The organism is Campylobacter sp. IFREMER_LSEM_CL2090 (assembly GCF_025771865.1).
Classification (GTDB): domain Bacteria; phylum Campylobacterota; class Campylobacteria; order Campylobacterales; family Campylobacteraceae; genus Campylobacter_D; species Campylobacter_D lari_D.
This window is the reverse complement of sequence record NZ_JAKMRA010000011.1, coordinates 16,479-35,220: the sequence shown is the minus strand read 5'-3', so window position 1 is coordinate 35,220 and position 18,742 is coordinate 16,479. Positions and strand designations below refer to the sequence as shown.

The 18,742-nt window shown below is 28.7% G+C and carries 22 protein-coding genes; 14 read left to right on the top strand and 8 right to left on the bottom strand.

What is annotated here, in order from left to right; genetic code table 11:
- Positions 1 to 8 precede the first annotated feature (8 nt).
- Positions 9 to 314 (bottom strand): c-type cytochrome, encoded by a 306-nt coding sequence (locus L8V85_RS07345; protein WP_133319851.1) that lies wholly within the window; start codon positions 312 to 314, stop codon positions 9 to 11.
- Between the two features lie 129 nt (positions 315 to 443).
- Here L8V85_RS07345 and L8V85_RS07340 point away from each other — a divergent pair, with 129 nt between their 5' ends.
- Genes L8V85_RS07340 through gmhA form a run of 4 tightly spaced genes read left to right on the top strand, consistent with a single transcriptional unit; the run spans position 444 to position 3,825 of the window.
- Entirely contained in the window at positions 444 to 959 is a 516-nt protein-coding gene (locus tag L8V85_RS07340; protein ID WP_263737751.1) for a D-glycero-alpha-D-manno-heptose-1,7-bisphosphate 7-phosphatase, read from the top strand.
- Positions 956 to 1,909 carry an ADP-glyceromanno-heptose 6-epimerase gene (rfaD, locus tag L8V85_RS07335; protein ID WP_263737750.1) on the top strand — a complete coding sequence of 318 codons (954 nt, stop codon included), beginning with the start codon at positions 956 to 958 and terminating at the stop codon, positions 1,907 to 1,909. Before L8V85_RS07340 ends, rfaD begins: the two co-directional genes overlap by 4 nt.
- A complete protein-coding gene (gene rfaE1 / locus L8V85_RS07330) occupies positions 1,902 to 3,275 on the top strand; it encodes a D-glycero-beta-D-manno-heptose-7-phosphate kinase (RefSeq protein WP_263737749.1) in 1,374 nt (457 codons plus the stop codon). Before rfaD ends, rfaE1 begins: the two co-directional genes overlap by 8 nt.
- Positions 3,265 to 3,825 carry a D-sedoheptulose 7-phosphate isomerase gene (gene gmhA, locus L8V85_RS07325; protein ID WP_263662248.1) on the top strand — a complete coding sequence of 187 codons (561 nt, stop codon included), beginning with the start codon at positions 3,265 to 3,267 and terminating at the stop codon, positions 3,823 to 3,825. Before rfaE1 ends, gmhA begins: the two co-directional genes overlap by 11 nt.
- Before the next feature lie 7 nt (positions 3,826 to 3,832).
- On the opposite strand, the gene pyk is transcribed toward gmhA, so the two are convergent.
- The 6 genes from pyk to L8V85_RS07295 form a co-directional block, all read right to left on the bottom strand.
- Positions 3,833 to 5,284, bottom strand: coding sequence for a pyruvate kinase (gene pyk, locus L8V85_RS07320; RefSeq protein WP_214114012.1), 1,452 nt, complete (start codon positions 5,282 to 5,284; stop codon positions 3,833 to 3,835).
- Between the two features lie 12 nt (positions 5,285 to 5,296).
- Entirely contained in the window at positions 5,297 to 6,643 is a 1,347-nt protein-coding gene (locus tag L8V85_RS07315; RefSeq protein ID WP_263660760.1) for an FAD-dependent oxidoreductase, read from the bottom strand.
- 110 nt (positions 6,644 to 6,753) lie between these two features.
- Positions 6,754 to 7,377: a type III pantothenate kinase gene (locus L8V85_RS07310; protein ID WP_133319858.1), complete on the bottom strand. Its 624-nt coding sequence runs from the start codon at positions 7,375 to 7,377 to the stop codon at positions 6,754 to 6,756.
- Positions 7,364 to 7,696 carry a hypothetical protein gene (locus L8V85_RS07305; RefSeq protein WP_263660759.1) on the bottom strand — a complete coding sequence of 111 codons (333 nt, stop codon included), beginning with the start codon at positions 7,694 to 7,696 and terminating at the stop codon, positions 7,364 to 7,366. Before L8V85_RS07305 ends, L8V85_RS07310 begins: the two co-directional genes overlap by 14 nt.
- A 1-nt stretch (position 7,697) precedes the next feature.
- The gene (locus L8V85_RS07300) at positions 7,698 to 8,693 is read right to left on the bottom strand and encodes a hypothetical protein (protein ID WP_133319860.1); all 996 of its coding nucleotides are present in this window, start codon (positions 8,691 to 8,693) and stop codon (positions 7,698 to 7,700) included.
- Positions 8,690 to 9,235: a hypothetical protein gene (locus L8V85_RS07295; RefSeq protein WP_133319861.1), complete on the bottom strand. Its 546-nt coding sequence runs from the start codon at positions 9,233 to 9,235 to the stop codon at positions 8,690 to 8,692. The genes L8V85_RS07300 and L8V85_RS07295 overlap by 4 nt, the downstream gene beginning before the upstream one ends.
- A gap of 146 nt (positions 9,236 to 9,381) precedes the next feature.
- On the opposite strand from L8V85_RS07295, the gene gatC reads away from it, so the two are divergent.
- The 8 genes from gatC to L8V85_RS07255 are packed head-to-tail and all read left to right on the top strand — an operon-like array spanning position 9,382 to position 15,607.
- Positions 9,382 to 9,669, top strand: coding sequence for an Asp-tRNA(Asn)/Glu-tRNA(Gln) amidotransferase subunit GatC (gatC, locus tag L8V85_RS07290; RefSeq protein WP_133319862.1), 288 nt, complete (start codon positions 9,382 to 9,384; stop codon positions 9,667 to 9,669).
- Positions 9,670 to 9,690: 21 nt separating this feature from the next.
- Positions 9,691 to 10,260 (top strand): CvpA family protein, encoded by a 570-nt coding sequence (locus tag L8V85_RS07285; protein ID WP_263661665.1) that lies wholly within the window; start codon positions 9,691 to 9,693, stop codon positions 10,258 to 10,260.
- Complete coding sequence (locus L8V85_RS07280) at positions 10,250 to 10,705, top strand: Fur family transcriptional regulator (protein ID WP_043019516.1); 456 nt, start codon at positions 10,250 to 10,252, stop codon at positions 10,703 to 10,705. Before L8V85_RS07285 ends, L8V85_RS07280 begins: the two co-directional genes overlap by 11 nt.
- An 11-nt stretch (positions 10,706 to 10,716) precedes the next feature.
- On the top strand, positions 10,717 to 12,219 hold the full coding sequence (gene lysS / locus L8V85_RS07275; protein ID WP_263737748.1) for a lysine--tRNA ligase: 1,503 nt from the start codon (positions 10,717 to 10,719) through the stop codon (positions 12,217 to 12,219).
- On the top strand, positions 12,220 to 13,461 hold the full coding sequence (locus L8V85_RS07270) for a serine hydroxymethyltransferase (protein WP_133319865.1): 1,242 nt from the start codon (positions 12,220 to 12,222) through the stop codon (positions 13,459 to 13,461). It abuts the gene before it with no gap.
- Positions 13,458 to 14,003: a DUF1882 domain-containing protein gene (locus L8V85_RS07265; protein ID WP_133319866.1), complete on the top strand. Its 546-nt coding sequence runs from the start codon at positions 13,458 to 13,460 to the stop codon at positions 14,001 to 14,003. The genes L8V85_RS07270 and L8V85_RS07265 overlap by 4 nt, the downstream gene beginning before the upstream one ends.
- An 18-nt stretch (positions 14,004 to 14,021) precedes the next feature.
- Complete coding sequence (locus L8V85_RS07260; RefSeq protein ID WP_263737747.1) at positions 14,022 to 14,828, top strand: SPOR domain-containing protein; 807 nt, start codon at positions 14,022 to 14,024, stop codon at positions 14,826 to 14,828.
- Entirely contained in the window at positions 14,825 to 15,607 is a 783-nt protein-coding gene (locus L8V85_RS07255; RefSeq protein WP_263737746.1) for a shikimate dehydrogenase, read from the top strand. The genes L8V85_RS07260 and L8V85_RS07255 overlap by 4 nt, the downstream gene beginning before the upstream one ends.
- Here the strand turns inward: L8V85_RS07255 and dnaJ are convergent.
- Complete coding sequence (dnaJ, locus tag L8V85_RS07250; RefSeq protein WP_263661661.1) at positions 15,604 to 16,725, bottom strand: molecular chaperone DnaJ; 1,122 nt, start codon at positions 16,723 to 16,725, stop codon at positions 15,604 to 15,606. The two genes, L8V85_RS07255 and dnaJ, sit on opposite strands and share 4 nt — an antisense overlap.
- A gap of 115 nt (positions 16,726 to 16,840) precedes the next feature.
- On the opposite strand from dnaJ, the gene L8V85_RS07245 reads away from it, so the two are divergent.
- A complete protein-coding gene (locus L8V85_RS07245; protein WP_066006696.1) occupies positions 16,841 to 17,512 on the top strand; it encodes a response regulator transcription factor in 672 nt (223 codons plus the stop codon).
- A complete protein-coding gene (locus L8V85_RS07240) occupies positions 17,509 to 18,741 on the top strand; it encodes an ArsS family sensor histidine kinase (protein WP_263737745.1) in 1,233 nt (410 codons plus the stop codon). The genes L8V85_RS07245 and L8V85_RS07240 overlap by 4 nt, the downstream gene beginning before the upstream one ends.
- Position 18,742: the final 1 nt, after the last annotated feature.

Sequence of the window (18,742 nt, the reverse complement as noted above, 5' to 3'; positions counted from 1 at the left end):
CTGTCAAATTATTTTTTTAAGCTCTCGATGTATTCTTCAATTGCTTTAAAATCTGCTTCTGTTAAACCTTTAAGGTTAATCTTCATGATTGCACCTTGGCCATAAGCATTTCTTTTACCTGCTGCATAATCTTTCATGTATTGTAATCTTTCAGCTGCAGTTAAAGTATTTAAAGCAGGAACTTTATTAAGATAAACTTTATCTGCTTTAGCACCATGACATACTGCACATTTTTTATAAAGTGTAGCACCATCCGCAGCAAAAGCTGAAACACTAAGACATGCCAAAGCTGATAAAACAAGTAGCTTTTTCATTGTATCACTCCTATATAAATTGAAAATAAAATGTTTTTAATTATATGCTTTTTTTATTTAAAGTCGCTTAAAAAACTTTTTTACTTGATAAATTATAAAATCTTAAAAAAAATTCATTATAATTTTTTCATGAAAACAAAGGCGTTATTTTTAGATAGAGATGGAATTATAAATATAGATAAAAAATATGTTCATAAGATTAGTGATTTTGAATTTTGTGATGGTATTTTTGAACTTTGTGAATTTTTTCAAAAGCAAAATTTTTTAATTTTTGTAGCTACTAATCAATCAGGTATTGCAAGGGCTTATTATAGTGAAAAAGATTTTGAAATTTTAAGCTCGTATATGCTAGGTGAGTTTTTGAAAAAAGGCATTAAAATAGAAAAAATTTATCACTGCCCACATTTAGAAAATTGTGAATGTCGTAAGCCAAGACCTGGCATGCTTTTAAAAGCACAAAAAGAATTTTATATAGATTTTTCACAATCTTTTTTTATAGGGGATAATTTAAGTGATATGCAAGCTGGAATCAATGCTGGTATAAAAAATCTATTTTTGATTAATGAAAATTATAATGATAATAAAAACTATAAGGTCTTTAAAAATTTAAAAGAACTTTTGTATTATTTAAAGGATAGGAAATGAAAATTGTGATAACAGGTGGAGCAGGTTTTATAGGCTCTGCTCTTGCTCTAGAACTTCAGGATAAACATGAGGTTTTGATTGTGGATAAAATGCGATCAAGTGCTACTTTTGAAAATGGAAATTTAGAAAGTTTTGGTCATTTTAAGAATATTTTAGATTTTGAAGGTGAGCTTTATGTGGGCGATATTAATGATGAAAAAACTTTAAAAGTTATAAAAGCTTTTAAACCTGATGTGATCTTTCATAAGGCTGCAATTTCAGATACAACTGTTTATGATCAAAACAAAGTTTTAAAGACCAATTTAAACACTTTTAAAGATTTTATAGAACTTGCTTTGGAACTTAATGCGAAATTAATCTATGCAAGTTCAGCCTCAGTTTATGGAGATGCTCCAAGCCCGCAAACTGTAAATTTAAGTGAAGCCCCTAAAAACCCTTATGCATATTCAAAATTAATGATGGATAAATTAGCAAAAAAATATTTTGATAAAATGCATATAGTTGGGCTTAGATATTTTAATGTATATGGCAAGGGAGAATTTTTTAAAAATAGCACTGCTTCTATGATTTTGCAATTTGGACATCAAATTTTAGCGGGTAAAAGTCCGCGTTTGTTTGAAGGAAGTGATCAAATTTATCGTGATTTTGTGTATATTAAAGATGTTGTGAGTGCAAATTTACAAGCTTTAGAAGCAAAAAGTGGAATTTATAATGTAGCTACAGGTAAAGCAAGAACTTTTCAAGATATAGTAGATATTTTGCAAAAAGAATTAAACACTAATTATCCTTGTGAGTATATTCCTAATCCTTACAAAAATTCTTATCAATTCCATACTCAAGCAAAATTAGATGAGAGTTTTTCATATAAAGCTAAATTTAGTCTTGAAGAGGGTGTAAAAGATTATTTAGATGAGATCAAAAGGCTTTATGAAAAGGAAGTAAATGTTTGATTTTTTAAGTTCTAAAAAGCCAAAAATTTTAGTTGTTGGGGATTTTATGGTGGATCATTATATATGGTGTGATTGCACTAGAATTTCTCCAGAAGCTCCTGTAATGGTGATGAAATCACAAAAAGAAGATAAAAGACCAGGTGGAGCTGGTAATGTATATGCAAATTTAAAAAGTCTTGGTGCTGAGGTTTTTGCTCTAGGACTTGTGGGTGATGATGAGAGTGGGAGGTTTTTAAAAGAGAATTTAAATGCAAAATTATTAGTAGAAAAAGATAGAAAAACCCCTCTTAAGAGTAGAGTTTTATCACATTCTCAGCAAGTTTTAAGACTTGATGATGAGAATGATTTTGATACTAAATTAGAAGATGAAATTATTCAAGAGTATAAAAAAATCGCAAAAGATTATGACGCGATTATTTTGAGTGATTATGCTAAAGGAGTTTTAACTTCAAAAGTAACAAAAGCTTTGATAGAGCATGCAAATACTTTAAATTTACCTATTTTGATTGATCCAAAAGGAAGTGATTTTAGCAAATATCAAAATGCAACCTTGCTAACTCCAAATAAAAAAGAAGCTAATCAAGCTTTGGGTGTAGAAAAAATTGATAATTTAGAAAAAGCTTTGAAAAAATTAAAAGATGATTTAAATTTAGCTTATTCTATTATAACTTTATCTGAAGAAGGAATAGCACTTTTTGATGAGAAATTACATATTATTCCCGCAAAAGCTTTGGAAGTTTATGATGTAACAGGAGCTGGAGATAGTGTTATAGCTATGCTTGCTTATGCTTTAGCCTTAAAAGTTGATATTGTAAAAGCATGTGAGTTAGCAAATGATGCAGCAGCTGTTGTGGTAGCAAAAGTAGGAAGTGTGAGTGTAAGTTTAGAAGAGATTAAAAATCTAAAAAAAGCTTCTTTTGAAGATAAAATTAAAAGCAAAGAAGAGCTTGTGAAGTTGATACAAAATCAAAAAGTAGTTTTTACCAATGGATGTTTTGATATTGTGCATTATGGTCATATAAAATACCTTGAAAAAGCTAAAAAACTAGGAGATATCTTAGTTGTAGGTTTAAATTCAGATGAAAGCATAAAAAGACTAAAAGGAAACTCAAGACCTATAAATTTAGAATTCCAACGCGCATGTATGCTTGCGAGTATGTATTTTGTAGATTATGTAGTGATTTTTAATGATGATACTCCTTATGAACTGATAGAGTTTTTAAAGCCTGATGTGCTAGTTAAAGGAGCTGATTATAAAGGCAAAGAAATAGTGGGTTCAAATTTAGTAAAAAAAGTAGAATTAATTGACTTTGAAGATGGATTTAGTACTACTAATATAATTAATAGGATTGCAAATGATAAATAAAATTGAAAAGGAATTTATTCAACATCAAAAAACTTTAGAGCAAAGTTTGAATTTAAAAGAGCAAATTGCTACGGTTGCTCAAGAATTAAAAGTGTGCTTGAAAAGTGGTGGGAAAATTTTAATTTGTGGAAATGGCGGAAGTGCTGCAGATAGCCAACATTTTGCAGCTGAACTTAGTGGAAGATATAAAAAAGAAAGAAAGGCTTTAGCTGCTATTGCTCTAAGCACTGATACTTCTGCTTTAAGTGCTATAGGAAATGACTATGGTTTTGAATTTGTTTTTTCAAGACAAGTTGAAGCTTTAGCTAGCAATAATGATGTATTGATTGGAATTTCTACTAGTGGAAAAAGCCCAAATGTGATCAAAGCTTTTGAAAAGGCCAAAGAAATTGGCACTAAATGTATAGGGCTTAGTGGAAAAGGTGGTGGAACGATGAATGCATTATGTGAGCATAATATAGTCATTCCAAGCGATGATACGGCTAGAATTCAAGAAATGCATATTTTAATCATACACTGCTTATGTGATTTGATAGAAGAAGAATATTAAGTTTGGGTTATTTTCCCAAACTTAAATAATATTCAATTTGATCTTTTTGTAAAATTCTAATTAAATTTGTACTTCCTGCAACACCTACTGGAAATCCTGCAGTAAGAGTGTAAACCCCATCTTTTTTCATAAGGCCTTTTTCAACTCCAAGTTTTACAGAATTGCTTAAAAGTTCTGTTAAATTTTCATGCTTTTCTATCAATATAGCAGGTTGAACTCCCCAAACTATACTTAAAAAATTTAAAGCTTTTTTAGAATGAGTAATAGCTATGATATCCATTTTTGGACGATACCTTGCTGTTTTAACTGCAGAAGCACCACTGCTTGTAATGGTAAAAATTGCATTTGCATTTAAATCAGTTGCTAGTTGTGTGCTTGATTTGGCAATGATATCAGTTTCGTTAAAACATTTAAAATTTTCAAATTTTTCATAAGGATAGTTTTTTTCTGTTTCTATAATGGTTTGAGTCATAATATCAACCGCATTTGCCGGATCAATCCCCACTGCACTTTCTTCGCTAAGCATAACCGCATCAGTGCCATCAAGTACAGCATTAGCAACATCTGAAATTTCAGCTCTTGTGGCAGTTTTTGATTTTGCAAGCGAAAAAAGCATTTGAGTAGCAGTGATTACAGGCTTATTGGCCTCATTAGCTTTTTTAATGATGAGTTTTTGTATATTTGGCACTCTATAATAAGGCACTTCAATGCCTAAATCTCCTCTTGCTACCATTATACCATCGCTGCTATTTATAATTTCATCGATATTTTCAACAGCATCAAATTTTTCTATTTTTGCAAAAATAGCAATTTTGGCATTATTTTCATCAAGTATTTTTTTAACTTCATCAATATCATGAGCATTTTGCACAAAAGATATAGCTAAAAAATCAACATCGTTTTTAATGCCCCATGCAAGATCGTCTTTATCTTTTTGAGTTATAACATCGATATTGATTTTTGTATTTGGAAAGTTAATTCCTTTATTTGAACTAAGCACCCCGCTATTTTCTACTTGGGTTTGGATAAAATCTTTTTCAACTTGTATAACTTTAGTTTTAATAGAGCCATCACAAAGATAGATGTATTCTCCCACTTTTAGCATAGAAAGAATTTCGGGATGATTAATACAGACTTTATAGTGTTCATTAGAAAGTTTTTCGCCTTCAAAAGTATCTTTGTAGAAGTCTAGTCTATCTCCACTTTTTAGCTCAAAAGCTTCTGGAATTTTTAAGGTTCTAATTTTTGGCCCGCTAATATCTTGTAAAATTCCAATCCTTGCATTAAGTTCAGCTGCTACTTTTCTAATGGTGGCTAGGTTTTGACTATGATATTCATGAGTTCCATGTGAGAAATTTAAGCGAAAAACATTCACTCCATTAATAATCATTTGTCTTATTGTAGTTTCATTTTCACTTGCTGGTCCAATTGTTGCGACTATTTTTGTTTTTTTTAACATTTCCTATCCTTTTTATAGCAGTTCGCTAGTAAATAAATCTTCATTAAAATTAGCACCCAAGTATTGACAAATAAGTTTTGCATCTCTATAACCATTACCAAGACAACTCGTAGCACCTGGGCTTGGTGTCATATTAAAAATTATACCCGGAATTTCAGTGATGCTAGCCTCTCCAAGCATTAATTCTCCTGCTTTTTTATCAAGCACTTGAGGTCGCACTCCTCCAAAATTTTTAGCATAGTAAATATCATCTGTTTTTAAACTAGGAACTATTTTTTTAGCATCTTTTACAAAAAGTTTTTTGTTGATATAAGGAATTTCAAATAAATAATTATAAAGAATATAATTTCTAATAGTAGAATCTTTAAAAAGATTAAAACAAATTTTAATTACATTCATATCAAGATTAAGTGTTTTAAAAAATTCAGGTAAAGATTTAAAGCCATGGTATCTTTCTAGCATAGGAATAACTAAAGCAGTAGGACCAAAACGGGTGTTCATGTTAGTTAGTAAATCAGGATCGCCATGTAATGCAGCAAATGGGAGTTTTGGATTTTGCACCATATAAACCTTACCATTTAAAATTTTTCTTTTTGCCATGTAAAAACTTCCTGCAACAGGAAAGCAAGATTTGTCTAAACCTATACCCATTTTATGTGCTAAAAATAACGAGTGTGCGCCTGCATTGACGATAATGGATTTTGCACTATATTCTTTAAAATCTCTTGTTTTTATATAAAAAATATCATCTTTTTTTTCTATAAACACAACTTCTTGATTGTAAGCAACATGAGTATCTTTACCTTGTTTGCAAGCTTGCTCTATGAGATTTTGACTCATAAGTCCAAAATCTACTGTGGTATAAATTTCACCTTCTTCTACACCCATAGCTACTATATTATCCGCCCTATCATTGACACCATCTTCACCTAAAACAACATTTGGTTCTATTTGTTTGATTTCATTTTTTGTGTAAAATTTAATATAAGGATATAATTCTTTAAATTCTTCATATCTATTTTTCATATATTCACATTCTTTTTCCCCAACTGCAAGTGCAAGTTTTTGGTGTGAATACATGAATTTATTTTGTGCATTTTGCAAGAGCCCATATTTTACAATCATATCTGCTGTTTTTTTAACTTTTTTTGCTTTTTCCAAGGTATAGTTAGTTTCTATATCACCGCAGTGGATGGTTTGTGAATTACTTGTGCTGTGACTATTTAATGTTGCAGCGTTATTATATTTTTCTAATAATGCAATACTTTTAATATCAGTATATCTTGCTAATTCGTAAAATGCTGCAGCACCAGAAATCCCACCGCCAATTACCACGGCATCAAAGTGTTTTCGATCCATTATCATCAATTCCTTTTGTGTATGTTTGATTTTGCTAATAATATCAAAATATAGTTGTTTTGAGTTTAAATAAAGCTTATAATTGAAAAGCCAAAGATATGGTTAATCTTTTAAAGTATAAAATTTTCACAAACAGCTTTTTTCATACCTCTAAAAATCAAAAATTTATCATAAATTGCATAATCAAAAAAATTTGCAAGAAATTGCCCATCGCCACCTGTGAAATATAATTTTTTATCATATGCACTATCTTTTATAAGTAAATATATACTTTTAAAAACTCCATAACTTAAAGCATCAATAGTTCTTTGGGGAAAGGCATCAAAGTTTATTTGAGTGTTAAGTTCGTGTTTTAAGCGAGAAGAAATACTGGCAAAAGATTTTTTATAGCTTTCAATACCAGGCAGGATAAATCCTCCAAGATGGATTGAATTTGAAACAATATCAACAGTTATTGCAGAGCCTGCATCAACTACTACCCCATCTTCTATGGTATAGCAAGCTGCTATTCTATCAACTCCTAAATTCTTATAAATAGTATCAAAATTAAAATATGGAGCAAGGTTAATAAATAAAGGATTTTGCTTTAATCTTTGCTCTAAATTTGGATTAACATTGATGTAAAACACTTTTTGTGTCGGCTCATACTGTAAAAATTGCTCTATGCTCATAGAATGAAATTTTTGCTCATTTAAAAAACTTGCAGTTGTATTGCCAATATCACACAAAAGCATAATTTTGAATTCCTTTGGTGAATAAATATTCTTTTGCTTTTGAGCAAATTAGAGATTGATGAAAAATAAAATGATTTTTAAATTTTAAATTTAAAATTTGACTTATGTTTTGAAAAATATTTTCAAATTCTAAACCATCTTTTTTTAAAATCTTACTTTTTGCAAAAGAAAATAAAAATAAACAATATTGTTTTTTTGTATTTTCTCCATAAAAGCAAATTAGTTTTTTCTTTTTGCTAAAAGCATGGATATCTAAAGAATTAATATTTTTTAAAATAATTCCATGTTTAATAAGAATATCGCTTAGTTCTTGATTCATCTTAATTTAATTGTAAAACTTTATTGTGGTAGAAAAATTTACCATTAGCCATAAAACTTTTTTTATCAATAGCTTCATTTAATTTATATACGGTAAAATCTTTCAGATTTGTATTTAATTTAATTAAATAGCCAGTTTTTTCAAATATATACAAAGAATCATTATATAATGTGCTTTTGGAAAATAAAGCAAATTGAAATTTTATTTCATCAATTTTTCTAAGATTATAATCATTTTTGATAACTCTTCCATCTTTTGTTAATATAAAAATTTCTTTATCATTAATATTTACCTCTTTAATGTTTTCGTTTAAGTATAAAGTTCTATTTGGTGTTACAACGATGATTTTTTGTGCTGTTGCGGCAACCATTGTATCGTTTTTAACATGAAGATAGATGATATTGTTAAAAAATTCTTCACTACTTACTAAAATTTCTTTACTAACTTTTAGTGTACTTTTGTTAAGTATGGCTAATTTTCCATTAAGCATAGGGTATATGATAATGGTATTTAAAAAATAAGGATTAGCATAGCGACTATCTTGAGCATAAGCAGTGCCTAAATTTTGTAGCATTCTTATACCAAGATTTTTATTAGCATACACTAAAGTATTACTTGCTAAAATCAAAGCTATATCATCCCCGTCTACATTAGCACTTACTACACTTTCGTTAAATTTATGAGAAAATAATTCTTCACCTTGTAAATTTAAAATTTTAAAATTCCCATCATTATCAGCTATAAGAATTTCTTCTTGACGGATATTTAAAATATTATAGTTTTTATCTATTTTTAAAGCAGTAATATTTCCTTTATTGTCTATGAAAGTATTATTATTTAGCTGAGCAATGTTGTTGTTAAAATTAACTATTTTTCCATTAATATTTTTAGAATTATAAGGAAGTTGTTCTAGTTGTGTTGGTTGATAGTATTCCCTTTTAGTGCCACAAGCACTAAAAAATATTAAAGTAATAATAAATAAATAAAAATGCTTCATTTTATTCCTTGATAGTGTTTTAAGCTTGTGATGATTTGCCATAAAGGAGAATTTATAGGTATTTTATTAAATTCAACATCTGCGTTTTTAAAATCATTTTGTTTTAAAAATTCAAAACCTATTAATAGAGTATTATAATCTTTTAGAAAATCTGATTTTTGATTATTTTGGGCAAGCACTATTTGTTTTAACAAAGGATCTATATTAAGACTCAAGGTTTGATTAAGATCTTGATTATTTTGACCCATAATATATATGGTGTATAAATTTGCATTTTTTTGCTTTAATTCCTCAATTAATTTTTGATCTGAAGGATTTTTTAACAGATTATTAAAAATGATATTACTTTCTTGGATATTTTTTTCTTGTTTTATATTATAAATATAACTTCCACTAAAATAAAGAACTAAAAGAGCAATAAGAGCAATAAAATAATATTTGTATTTTCTTATAAAGCGTTCTGATTTGATAAAATTTTCCATCATTTGCTCTTGAGAGCTTAATTCTTCTTTTACTGCTTTCAAATTTTCTTTTAAAGCCATATTTTTCCTTTATTAATATAAAAAATGTTATTTTGTAATTTTAAAGTCTATAATTGTAACATATAAAAATGAAAAAATAAATTATTTTATGTTATAATTTTCAATCTAAACCAAAGAGTTTTATAAAATTAAAATTAAGGTAAATGATGCAAATTGATGATAAATTATTAACTAAACTTGAAAAGCTAAGTGCTCTAAAAATAGCAGATGAAAAAAGACAAGAATTAGAAGAACAATTAAGTCAAATTGTTAATTTTGTAGAAAAATTAGATGAATTAAAACTTGATGATATAGAAGCCATGACTAGCACAACAAATGGTGGAACCTTATTGAGAAATGATGAGAGTAAAAAATCTGATGTGATAGATACGATAAGCAAGCATGCTCCAAATTCTCAAGATGGATTTTTTATAGTCCCTAAAATAATTGAATAAAATATTTGGAGTTTAGCGTAGATGGAAAATTTTTCGTGGTTTGATGTTTTTGTTTTAGGTTTGACTGTAATTTTAGGCTTAAAAGGCTTGGTGAGTGGCTTATTTAAAGAAATTTTTGGTTTATTGGGTATAGTTGGTGGGGTTTTACTTGCTTCAAGATATGCTAAAGAGGTAGCAGAGATTATCAATAATAATTTTTATGCAATTGAAAATGAAAATCTTGCTATTTTTGCAGGTTTTTTAGTTTTGTTAATCGTGATATGGATAGCATGTGTGGCCTTGGGAAATATATTATCAAAAATGTTTAGCATGAGTGGTCTTGGTTTTATAGATCGTATAGGTGGATTTTTATTTGGAAGTGCTAAAATATTTTTAATTTTTGCAATTTTAGTTGCTTGTATTAATAATATAGAATTTTTAAATTCAAGTTTAGAAAAATATGCAAACAATAGTCATACTTTAAATTTACTTAGAAAAACAGGTGAATTTATAATGAATACTGATTTTACTCAAAATAGTTTAGAAAAAATAGAAGAAAGAATTAAAGATTCTAATATAAGTCTAAATTCGGAGGTAAATAATGCAAATTGAAAATATAGAATATGATGTTTTACTTGAGCGCTTTAAGAAGACACTTAAGGATAATGGCTTAAAATATACCAAACAAAGAGAAGTGCTTTTGAAAACTTTATATAATAGTGATATGCATTATACCCCAGAAAGTTTGTATGTGGAAATCAAGCAAAAAAATCCTGAATTAAATGTAGGAATCGCTACAGTTTATAGAACTTTAAATTTATTAGAAGAATCAGGTATGGCTACTTCTATATCTTTTGGAGCTTCAGGGAAGAAATTTGAACTCGCAAATAAACCCCATCATGATCATTTAATTTGTAAAAGTTGTGGAGAAATAGTTGAATTTGAAAATTCTATTATTGAGCAGCAACAAATGTTAATAGCAAAAGAATATAATTTTAAATTAACAGGACATTTAATGCAACTTTATGGCTTATGTCCACAATGTAGTAAAAAATAAAGGTAAAATTAATGTTTGATAATATTTTAGAACAACAAAAAATTCAAAAAGCGCAAGAATTAAAAAAGCTAGGAATTAATCCATACCCACATTTTTTGAAAAAAGAAATGAGTATAGTTGAATATAAAAATAAATTTGCATACATTAAAGATACGGAAAATCAGCGTGATGAAAAAGTATACGGAGTGTTAGCAGGAAGATTAAAACTTCTTAGAATAGCTGGTAAATCGGTATTTGCTAATATAGAAGATGAGCAAGATAATATTCAAATTTATTTTAATCAAAATATTTTAGGAGAAGAATATTTTGCTATTTTAAAAAAATATCTTGAAGTAGGAGATATTGTTTTGGTTAAAGGTTTTCCTTTTATGACTAAAACAGGAGAATTTAGTCTTCATGTAGAGCAAATTCAAATAGCTACAAAAGCCATAGTGCCTTTACCGGAAAAATATCATGGACTAACAGATATTGAGCAAAGATATAGAAAAAGATATCTTGATATGATTATGAATAGTGAAGTAAGAAAAGATTTTATTTTGCGTTCTAAAATTGTTTCTTACATTAGATCTTTTTTTGATAATAAAGGATTTTTAGAGGTTGAAACACCAATGATGCATCCTATTGCAGGAGGAGCAAATGCAAAGCCTTTTGTGACTTATCATAATGCTTTAGGTGTGGAAAGATTTTTAAGAATTGCTCCAGAATTATATCTAAAGCGTTTGATTGTAGGTGGTTTTGAGGCAGTTTATGAGATTAATAGATGTTTTAGAAATGAAGGAATGGATTTAACACATAATCCTGAATTTACTACAATCGAGTTTTATTGGGCTTATCACAATTATCATGATTTAATGGACTTAACAGAAGAGCTTTTTGCTATGCTTTTGGATAAATTAAATTTAGGTAAAAAGCTCGAATTTGATGAAAAAATAATTGATTTTTCTAAACCATTTGAAAGAATTACTTATAAAGATGCTTTGAAAAAATATGGCGGTTTAGCTGATGAGCTTATTAATAATAAAGAATTAATTTTAGAAAAATTAAAAAAAGATGGTTTTGAAGCCAACGAAAAATTAGAATTAGGTCATTTGCAAGCTGAACTTTTTGATAATTATGTTGAAGATAAGTTGATTAATCCCACTTTTGTAATAGATTTTCCTGTTTCTATAAGTCCTTTGTCTAGAAGGAGTGACAAGGATAAGGATATTGCTGAAAGATTTGAATTGTTTATCGCGGGTAGAGAGATTGCTAATGGATTTAATGAGCTTAATGATCCGCTAGATCAATATGAGAGATTCTTAAAGCAAATTGAAGCTAAAAATGCAGGTGATGAGGAAGCATGTGAAATGGATGAAGATTTTGTTAATGCATTGGGCTATGCTATGGCACCAACTGCAGGTCAAGGTATAGGAATAGATAGGCTAGTTATGCTTTTAATTAATAAAAAATCAATTCGTGATGTAGTGCTTTTCCCAGCTATGAGGCCACTTAAAAATGAGGTAAAAGGAGAGTAAATGTTGGAAAATTTTGATAAAGAAATTTTTGATTTAACCCAAAAGGAGCTAGCAAGACAATGTGATGGTCTTGAAATGATAGCGAGTGAGAATTTCACTATACCAGAAGTAATGGAAGTAATGGGGAGTATTTTAACAAATAAATATGCAGAAGGCTATCCTGGTAAAAGATATTATGGTGGATGCGAATTTGTTGATGAAATTGAGACAATTGCTATAGAAAGATGTAAAAAACTTTTTAATTGTAATTTTGCCAATGTACAGCCTAATTCAGGTTCTCAAGCAAATCAAGGTGTATACATGGCATTGTTAAATCCTGGTGATAGAATTTTGGGTATGGATTTAAGTCACGGAGGACATTTAACTCACGGTTCTAAAGTAAGTTCTTCTGGAAAAGTTTATGAAAGTTTTTTTTATGGGGTAGAGCTTGATGGGAGAATTAATTATGATAAAGTTAGAGAGATAGCAAAAGAAGTTAAGCCAAAACTTATTGTTTGTGGTGCTAGTGCTTATCCTAGAGTGATTGATTTTGCTAAATTTAGAGAAATAGCAGATGAGGTTGGCGCATATTTATTTGCTGATGTTGCGCATATTGCAGGATTGGTTGTAGCAGGTGAGCATCCTAGCCCGTTTCCCTATGCTCATGTTGTAAGCTCTACAACACATAAAACTTTAAGAGGTCCAAGAGGCGGGATTATTATGAGTAACGATGAAGAAATTGCCAAAAAAATCAATTCTGCAATTTTTCCGGGTATTCAAGGTGGTCCATTAATGCATGTAATTGCCGCCAAAGCTGTTGGATTTAAATATAACTTAAGTGATGAGTGGAAAATTTATGCTAAGCAAATCATTAAAAATACTGCTACCTTGGCTCAAGTTCTAATAGATAGAAAATATGATTTAGTTAGCGGTGGTACTGATAATCATTTAATTTTATTAAGCTTTTTAAATAAAGATTTTAGTGGTAAAGATGCGGATTTAGCTTTAGAAAGAGCAGGTATTACAGCAAATAAGAATACGGTTCCAGGGGAAACTAGAAGTCCATTTGTAACGAGTGGTTTAAGACTTGGAACAGCAGCTTTAACAGCAAGAGGTTTTAAAGAGGAGCAAATTGCTATTGTTGCAAATTATATAGCTGATATTTTAGATGATATACAAAATACAAAGCTACAAGAAGAGATTAAAGTTAAACTGAAAAATTTGGCAAGTAATTTTATTATTTATGAAAGGGCTTTATTTTGATTACAACTATGGATTTGGCTTTAATTAAAATGGTTACAAGCCATTATTATATTAAGCGTAATGCTATAATTAACAAATATGAGCATAAAGGTAGAATTTTTTTTGATAAATTCGAAAAAGTAAATGCTCCTTTGACAGCTAATGTTATACAAGAACATATGGAAAAAAAGATTATTGTAGCACACTCTTTGATTAATAGTTTTGATAAGGTTGAAAATATTGTATTTGATTACAATGGTTTTAACGCAGAGCGTTTTTGGCATAGAGCACAGCTTGTTTTAAGGGAAGAAGGTTTTATAAATTTTACTGCCTATAAAACAAGAACTAATAATCATTTGCATTTGTATATCCATAAAGGACATACTACTTTTAATGAAGCATGCTCTTTGGGATCAAAATTATCTTTGCTTTTTTCTCAAAAAATGCCTGTAGAGTGGAAAGTTTTTCCTAGTATGGATATACCTAAGGAATTTAATATTTTAACTTTACCTTATGAGGTTTATCAAAAAGAGCGTGGCGCTTCTTGGTCTAAACATATGTAATTTTTGAAAGGATGAAAAATGGAAGAAAACAACAAAAATGAATTTGATGATATTATCTTGCAAAAAAGCAATAAAAGTGAAAAACTTAAAAAAATTTTACTCAGATCGATTATTTTAATTATTGTGTTTTTGGTAGTAATGATAGCAATGAAGTTAATTAATGATCCAGGCGAGGAAAAATCACTACAAATGCCATTAGAGCCGCAAGAGCAAGCTTCTTATGAAAATAATTTTAATTCTTTGCCTATTGCAGATAATACTAAAGAAGAGGATGAATTTGAAGCTTTAGCTAGAAAACTGAAAGAAGAAAGTTCATTGGCTGATGCAAATAATACCATAGAGGAAAAACAGGAAATTCCAAGCAATAGTGTATTAGATCAAATTACATCAACAGAACCAAAAGAAGAACCAGCTAAGGTGGAAGTAAAACAAGAAGAGATTAAGCCTGTAGAAAAATCTATAGAAAAACCAATTCAAAAACCTTCTGAAAAATCAAAAACTAATGTTGTTGAAAAGCCAAAAACCCCAGAGCAAAGCAATGCAAATGAATTGTTTGAGAGTATAAAAACCACAAGTATTCAAACACAACTTCCTGCAGGTGCTTATATTCAAGTTTTTTCTTTAAATAGTCTTGATCCTAAATCAAAAGAATTAAATATACTTAAAGAAAATGGATATGAATATAAAATTTACAAAACAACAGTAAATGGCAAAGAACTTACAAAAGTTTTAGTTGGGCCTTATAAAGAAAGCGAATTAAAAGCTGAATTGGAAAAGGTGCGTTCTAAAATCGCAAAAGGTGCTTTTACTTTTAGAGTAAAATGAAAATTTTCACAGTTATAGGTGATCCTATTGTGCATTCTAAATCTCCAAGAATGCACAATAATGCTTTACAAGTTCTTAAAAAAGACGCAATATATACAAGATACCATTTAAAAAATAAAGCAAAATTAAAAGAAATTGTTCAAAAATTTGATGGAGCAAATATTACTATACCTTTTAAAGAAGAAGCGTATAAAATTGCAGATTTTTGTGATGAAAGTGTTAAGCAAATAGGATCTGCCAATACTTTAATAAACAAAGATGGTAAAATTTATGCTTGCAATACAGATTATTTGGGATTTTTAAAAGCAATTGAAAATTTTTTTTCTATTAAAAATGCTTTGATTTTAGGTGCTGGTGGCACCGCTAAAGCTTTAGCTCATGCTTTAAAATCTATAAATATTGAAGTTGCAATAGCAAATCGCTCTAGTGTTAGATTTAAAAATTTAAATAATTATCCATGTTTTTTATATGATCAACTTGATTTAAATACACAATTTGATTTGATAATAAATACGACTAGTGCAGGTTTACATGATGAAAGTTTACCTTGTGAAGAAAGGATTTTAAAAAATATTTTTCAAAAAGCTAAGTATGCTTTTGATGTTATTTATAGTAGAGAAACATCTTTTTTAAAGTTGGCACGAGAAAATGGATTAAAAATAAAAGATGGCACGCAAATGCTTTTATGGCAAGGTGTTTTTGCTTTTGAGCTATTTTTAGAGTGTCAAAAAACAGAAGAAATTTATAAAGCCATGGAGATGGCTTTAAAACTTCCTTAGTGACTAAACCAAGATTTGATTTTATCAAACAAGCTTTCTTGTTCTATAAAAGCTTCCTCATTTTCTAAGCCAAAGCTTTTTTCAAGTTGCAATAGTAGATTTTTTTGTTCATCAGTAAGTGTTTTTGGAAATTTTATTTCAATTTGTACAATATGTGAACCAAGTTTTCCATTGTGAATATTTTTAACACCTTCATTAGCTAATTCAAATTTTTGTTTATCTTTTGCACCCACTGGAAGTTTAAGATCAGCTTCTCCTCTTATGGTGGAAATTTTAATTGTCTTTCCAAGAGCAGCTTGGGTAAAAAATACAGGTACTATGGTATATATATCATCATCATGTCTAATAAATTTATTATCATCTTCTACAACGATTTTGATATACAAATCACCTCTTTGAGAAGAATTTGGAAGCTTATTTGCTTTGTTTTGCACTCTAAGACTCATACCGCTATCAATACCTTCTGGTATATCAAGTTCTATATGATCTTTTATTTCTTCATAACCATTTCCATGGCATGTCTTACACTTATTTTTTATTATTTTCCCACTGCCCTTACAATGATCACAAGTTTGTACAAAAGTCATAAAACCTTGTCTAACACCAACTTGTCCTTTTCCTCCACAATGAGAACAAATATCTTCTTTTCCATTTTCTGATCCACTACCATTGCATATTTTACAAAATGTTTTATAGGTAAAATCAATTTCTTTTTTGCAGCCAAAAACAGCCTCTTTGAAGCTAATCTTTACCGCTATTTTTAAATCATGTGGATATTTATTTCCCCTTTCTTTTTTACGCGTTGAGTTTCCAAAACCAAATCCATCTCCAAAAAAACTTGAAAATATATCCCCTAAATCAACATCTCCAAAACCACCAAAACCACCGGTTTGTCCTTTTAATCCTTCTTTGCCGTATCTATCATATATACTTCGCTTTTCATCATTGCTAAGTACTTCATAAGCTTCATTGACAAGTTTAAATTTTTCTTCAGCTTCTTTATCTCCTTGATTTCTATCAGGATGATATTTTAATGCCATTTTTCTATAAGCTTTTTTTATAGTTTCTTTATCTGAAGTTTGAGAAATTTCTAATATTTCATAATAATTAAGTTCCACTTTTTTCCTCTCTTGAAAAATTAATATTATAATTTTAGCAAAAAAATAAATGAATAGTTAAATTATGTGTTATAATATTAAGTTTGTAACATATTTTCACTAATAAGGGGTAGAGATGATTAATGTTTTAATGATCGAAGATGATCCAGATTTTGCAGAGTTTTTAGCAGAATATTTGGCCCAATTTAATATCAAAGTTACTAATTATGAAGATCCGTATTTGGGAATGAGTGCTGGTATAAAAAATTATGATTGTTTAATTCTTGATTTAACTTTACCTGGACTTGATGGTCTTGAAGTTTGTCGCGAAATAAGAGAAAAATATAGTATTCCTATTATTATTTCTTCAGCTAGAAGCGATTTAAGTGATAAAATTGTAGGACTTCAAATAGGTGCGGATGATTATTTACCAAAGCCTTATGATCCTAAAGAAATGCATGCAAGAATTATGAGTTTAATCCGTCGTTCAAAACGCGTAAATGAAACTCCTGAAAAAATAATTAATTCAGCTTTTAAAATTGATGAAAAAAGACATGAGATTAGTTACAATGAAGAGGTTTTAATTTTAACTCCTGCTGAATATGAAATTTTAAGTTATATGATAAGACAACATGGATTTTCAGTTAGCAGAGAGCAGCTTGTGTATCACTGCAAAAGCTTGAAAGATAAAGATTCTAAAAGTTTAGATGTAATTATTGGTAGGCTTAGAACTAAGATCGGCGATAGTTCGAAGGCACCAAAGCATATTTTTTCAGTTAGAGGGATAGGATATAAATTAATAGGATGAAAGTAACTATTAATCTTAAGATTACCGTTCTTTTTGCAACGGCTTTTTTGTTTGTTTGTGCTTTGTTTGTGCTCTTGGGTAAGGTTCAGGTTGATTCTTATTTAACCAATGAGCAAAATAGACAAAAAGAAATTGTAGAAAAAATTATATATAATTTAGAAAGAAAAGAAGGTTTTTCAATTCATGATTATCTTCTTTCTAAGTCTTTTAAAATAGTTGAAAATGAACGCAGTGCAAAACATATAGTTGCAAAAGGTGAAAAGGTGCTTAAGGTTAATTCTGTTTACGGTAGTTTTTCTTCTATTATTTACCATAATCAAATTTTTTTTTATGTTGAACAAGCTAATTTAAAGCAGCTTTATGAGCTAAATGCATCTACGCGTTTAGAGTATTTGTTTTTACTAAGTTTCTTTTTTAGTTTGATTTTGATTATATTTTTATATTTTTCTGTTTTAAGATCTTTAATGCCTTTAAAAATTTTAAAAAAGAAAATTAAAAATATTAGTGCTGGAAAAATAGAACCTTTATCCGAATATTCACAAATTAATGATGAGATTTCAGAAATTTCTTTTGAATTTGACCATGCTATTAATAAAATACAAGAATTAGTAAAATCAAGACAATTTTTTTTAAGAATGATTATGCATGAACTTAAAACACCTATTGGAAAAGGTAGGATAGTTTGTGAGATGCTAGACAATCAAAAGCAAAAAGACCGCTTAGTAGCGATTTTTGAAAGACTTGAATTATTGATTGATGAATTTGGTAAAATTGAAAAAGTTTTATCTAGAAATTGCCAACTAAATTTGCAAACTTATCATTTGAGCTTAATTTTAGAGCAGGCTGAAGATTATCTCATGAGAGATGATTTTTATCAAAAAGTTAAGATTTCTTACAAAGAAGATACTATGATTGTTGCTGATTTAGAACTTTTTTCCTTAATGCTTAAAAATTTGATTGATAATGCTATTAAATATTCTGACGATAAAGCTTGTGAGATTATATGTTCAGGGGACTATGTAATTGTTAGAAATAAAGGGGTTCAACTTAAAAAAACTTTTGATTATTATTTGAAACCTTTTGTAAGAGAACAAAATACTCAAGTTGAAGGTATGGGATTAGGGCTTTATATTATCAATAATATTTGCAATCTTCATGGTTATAATTTAACTTATAGTTATGAAGATGGTTATCATATTTTTAAGATTGTTTTTTCAAGGTTAAAATGAC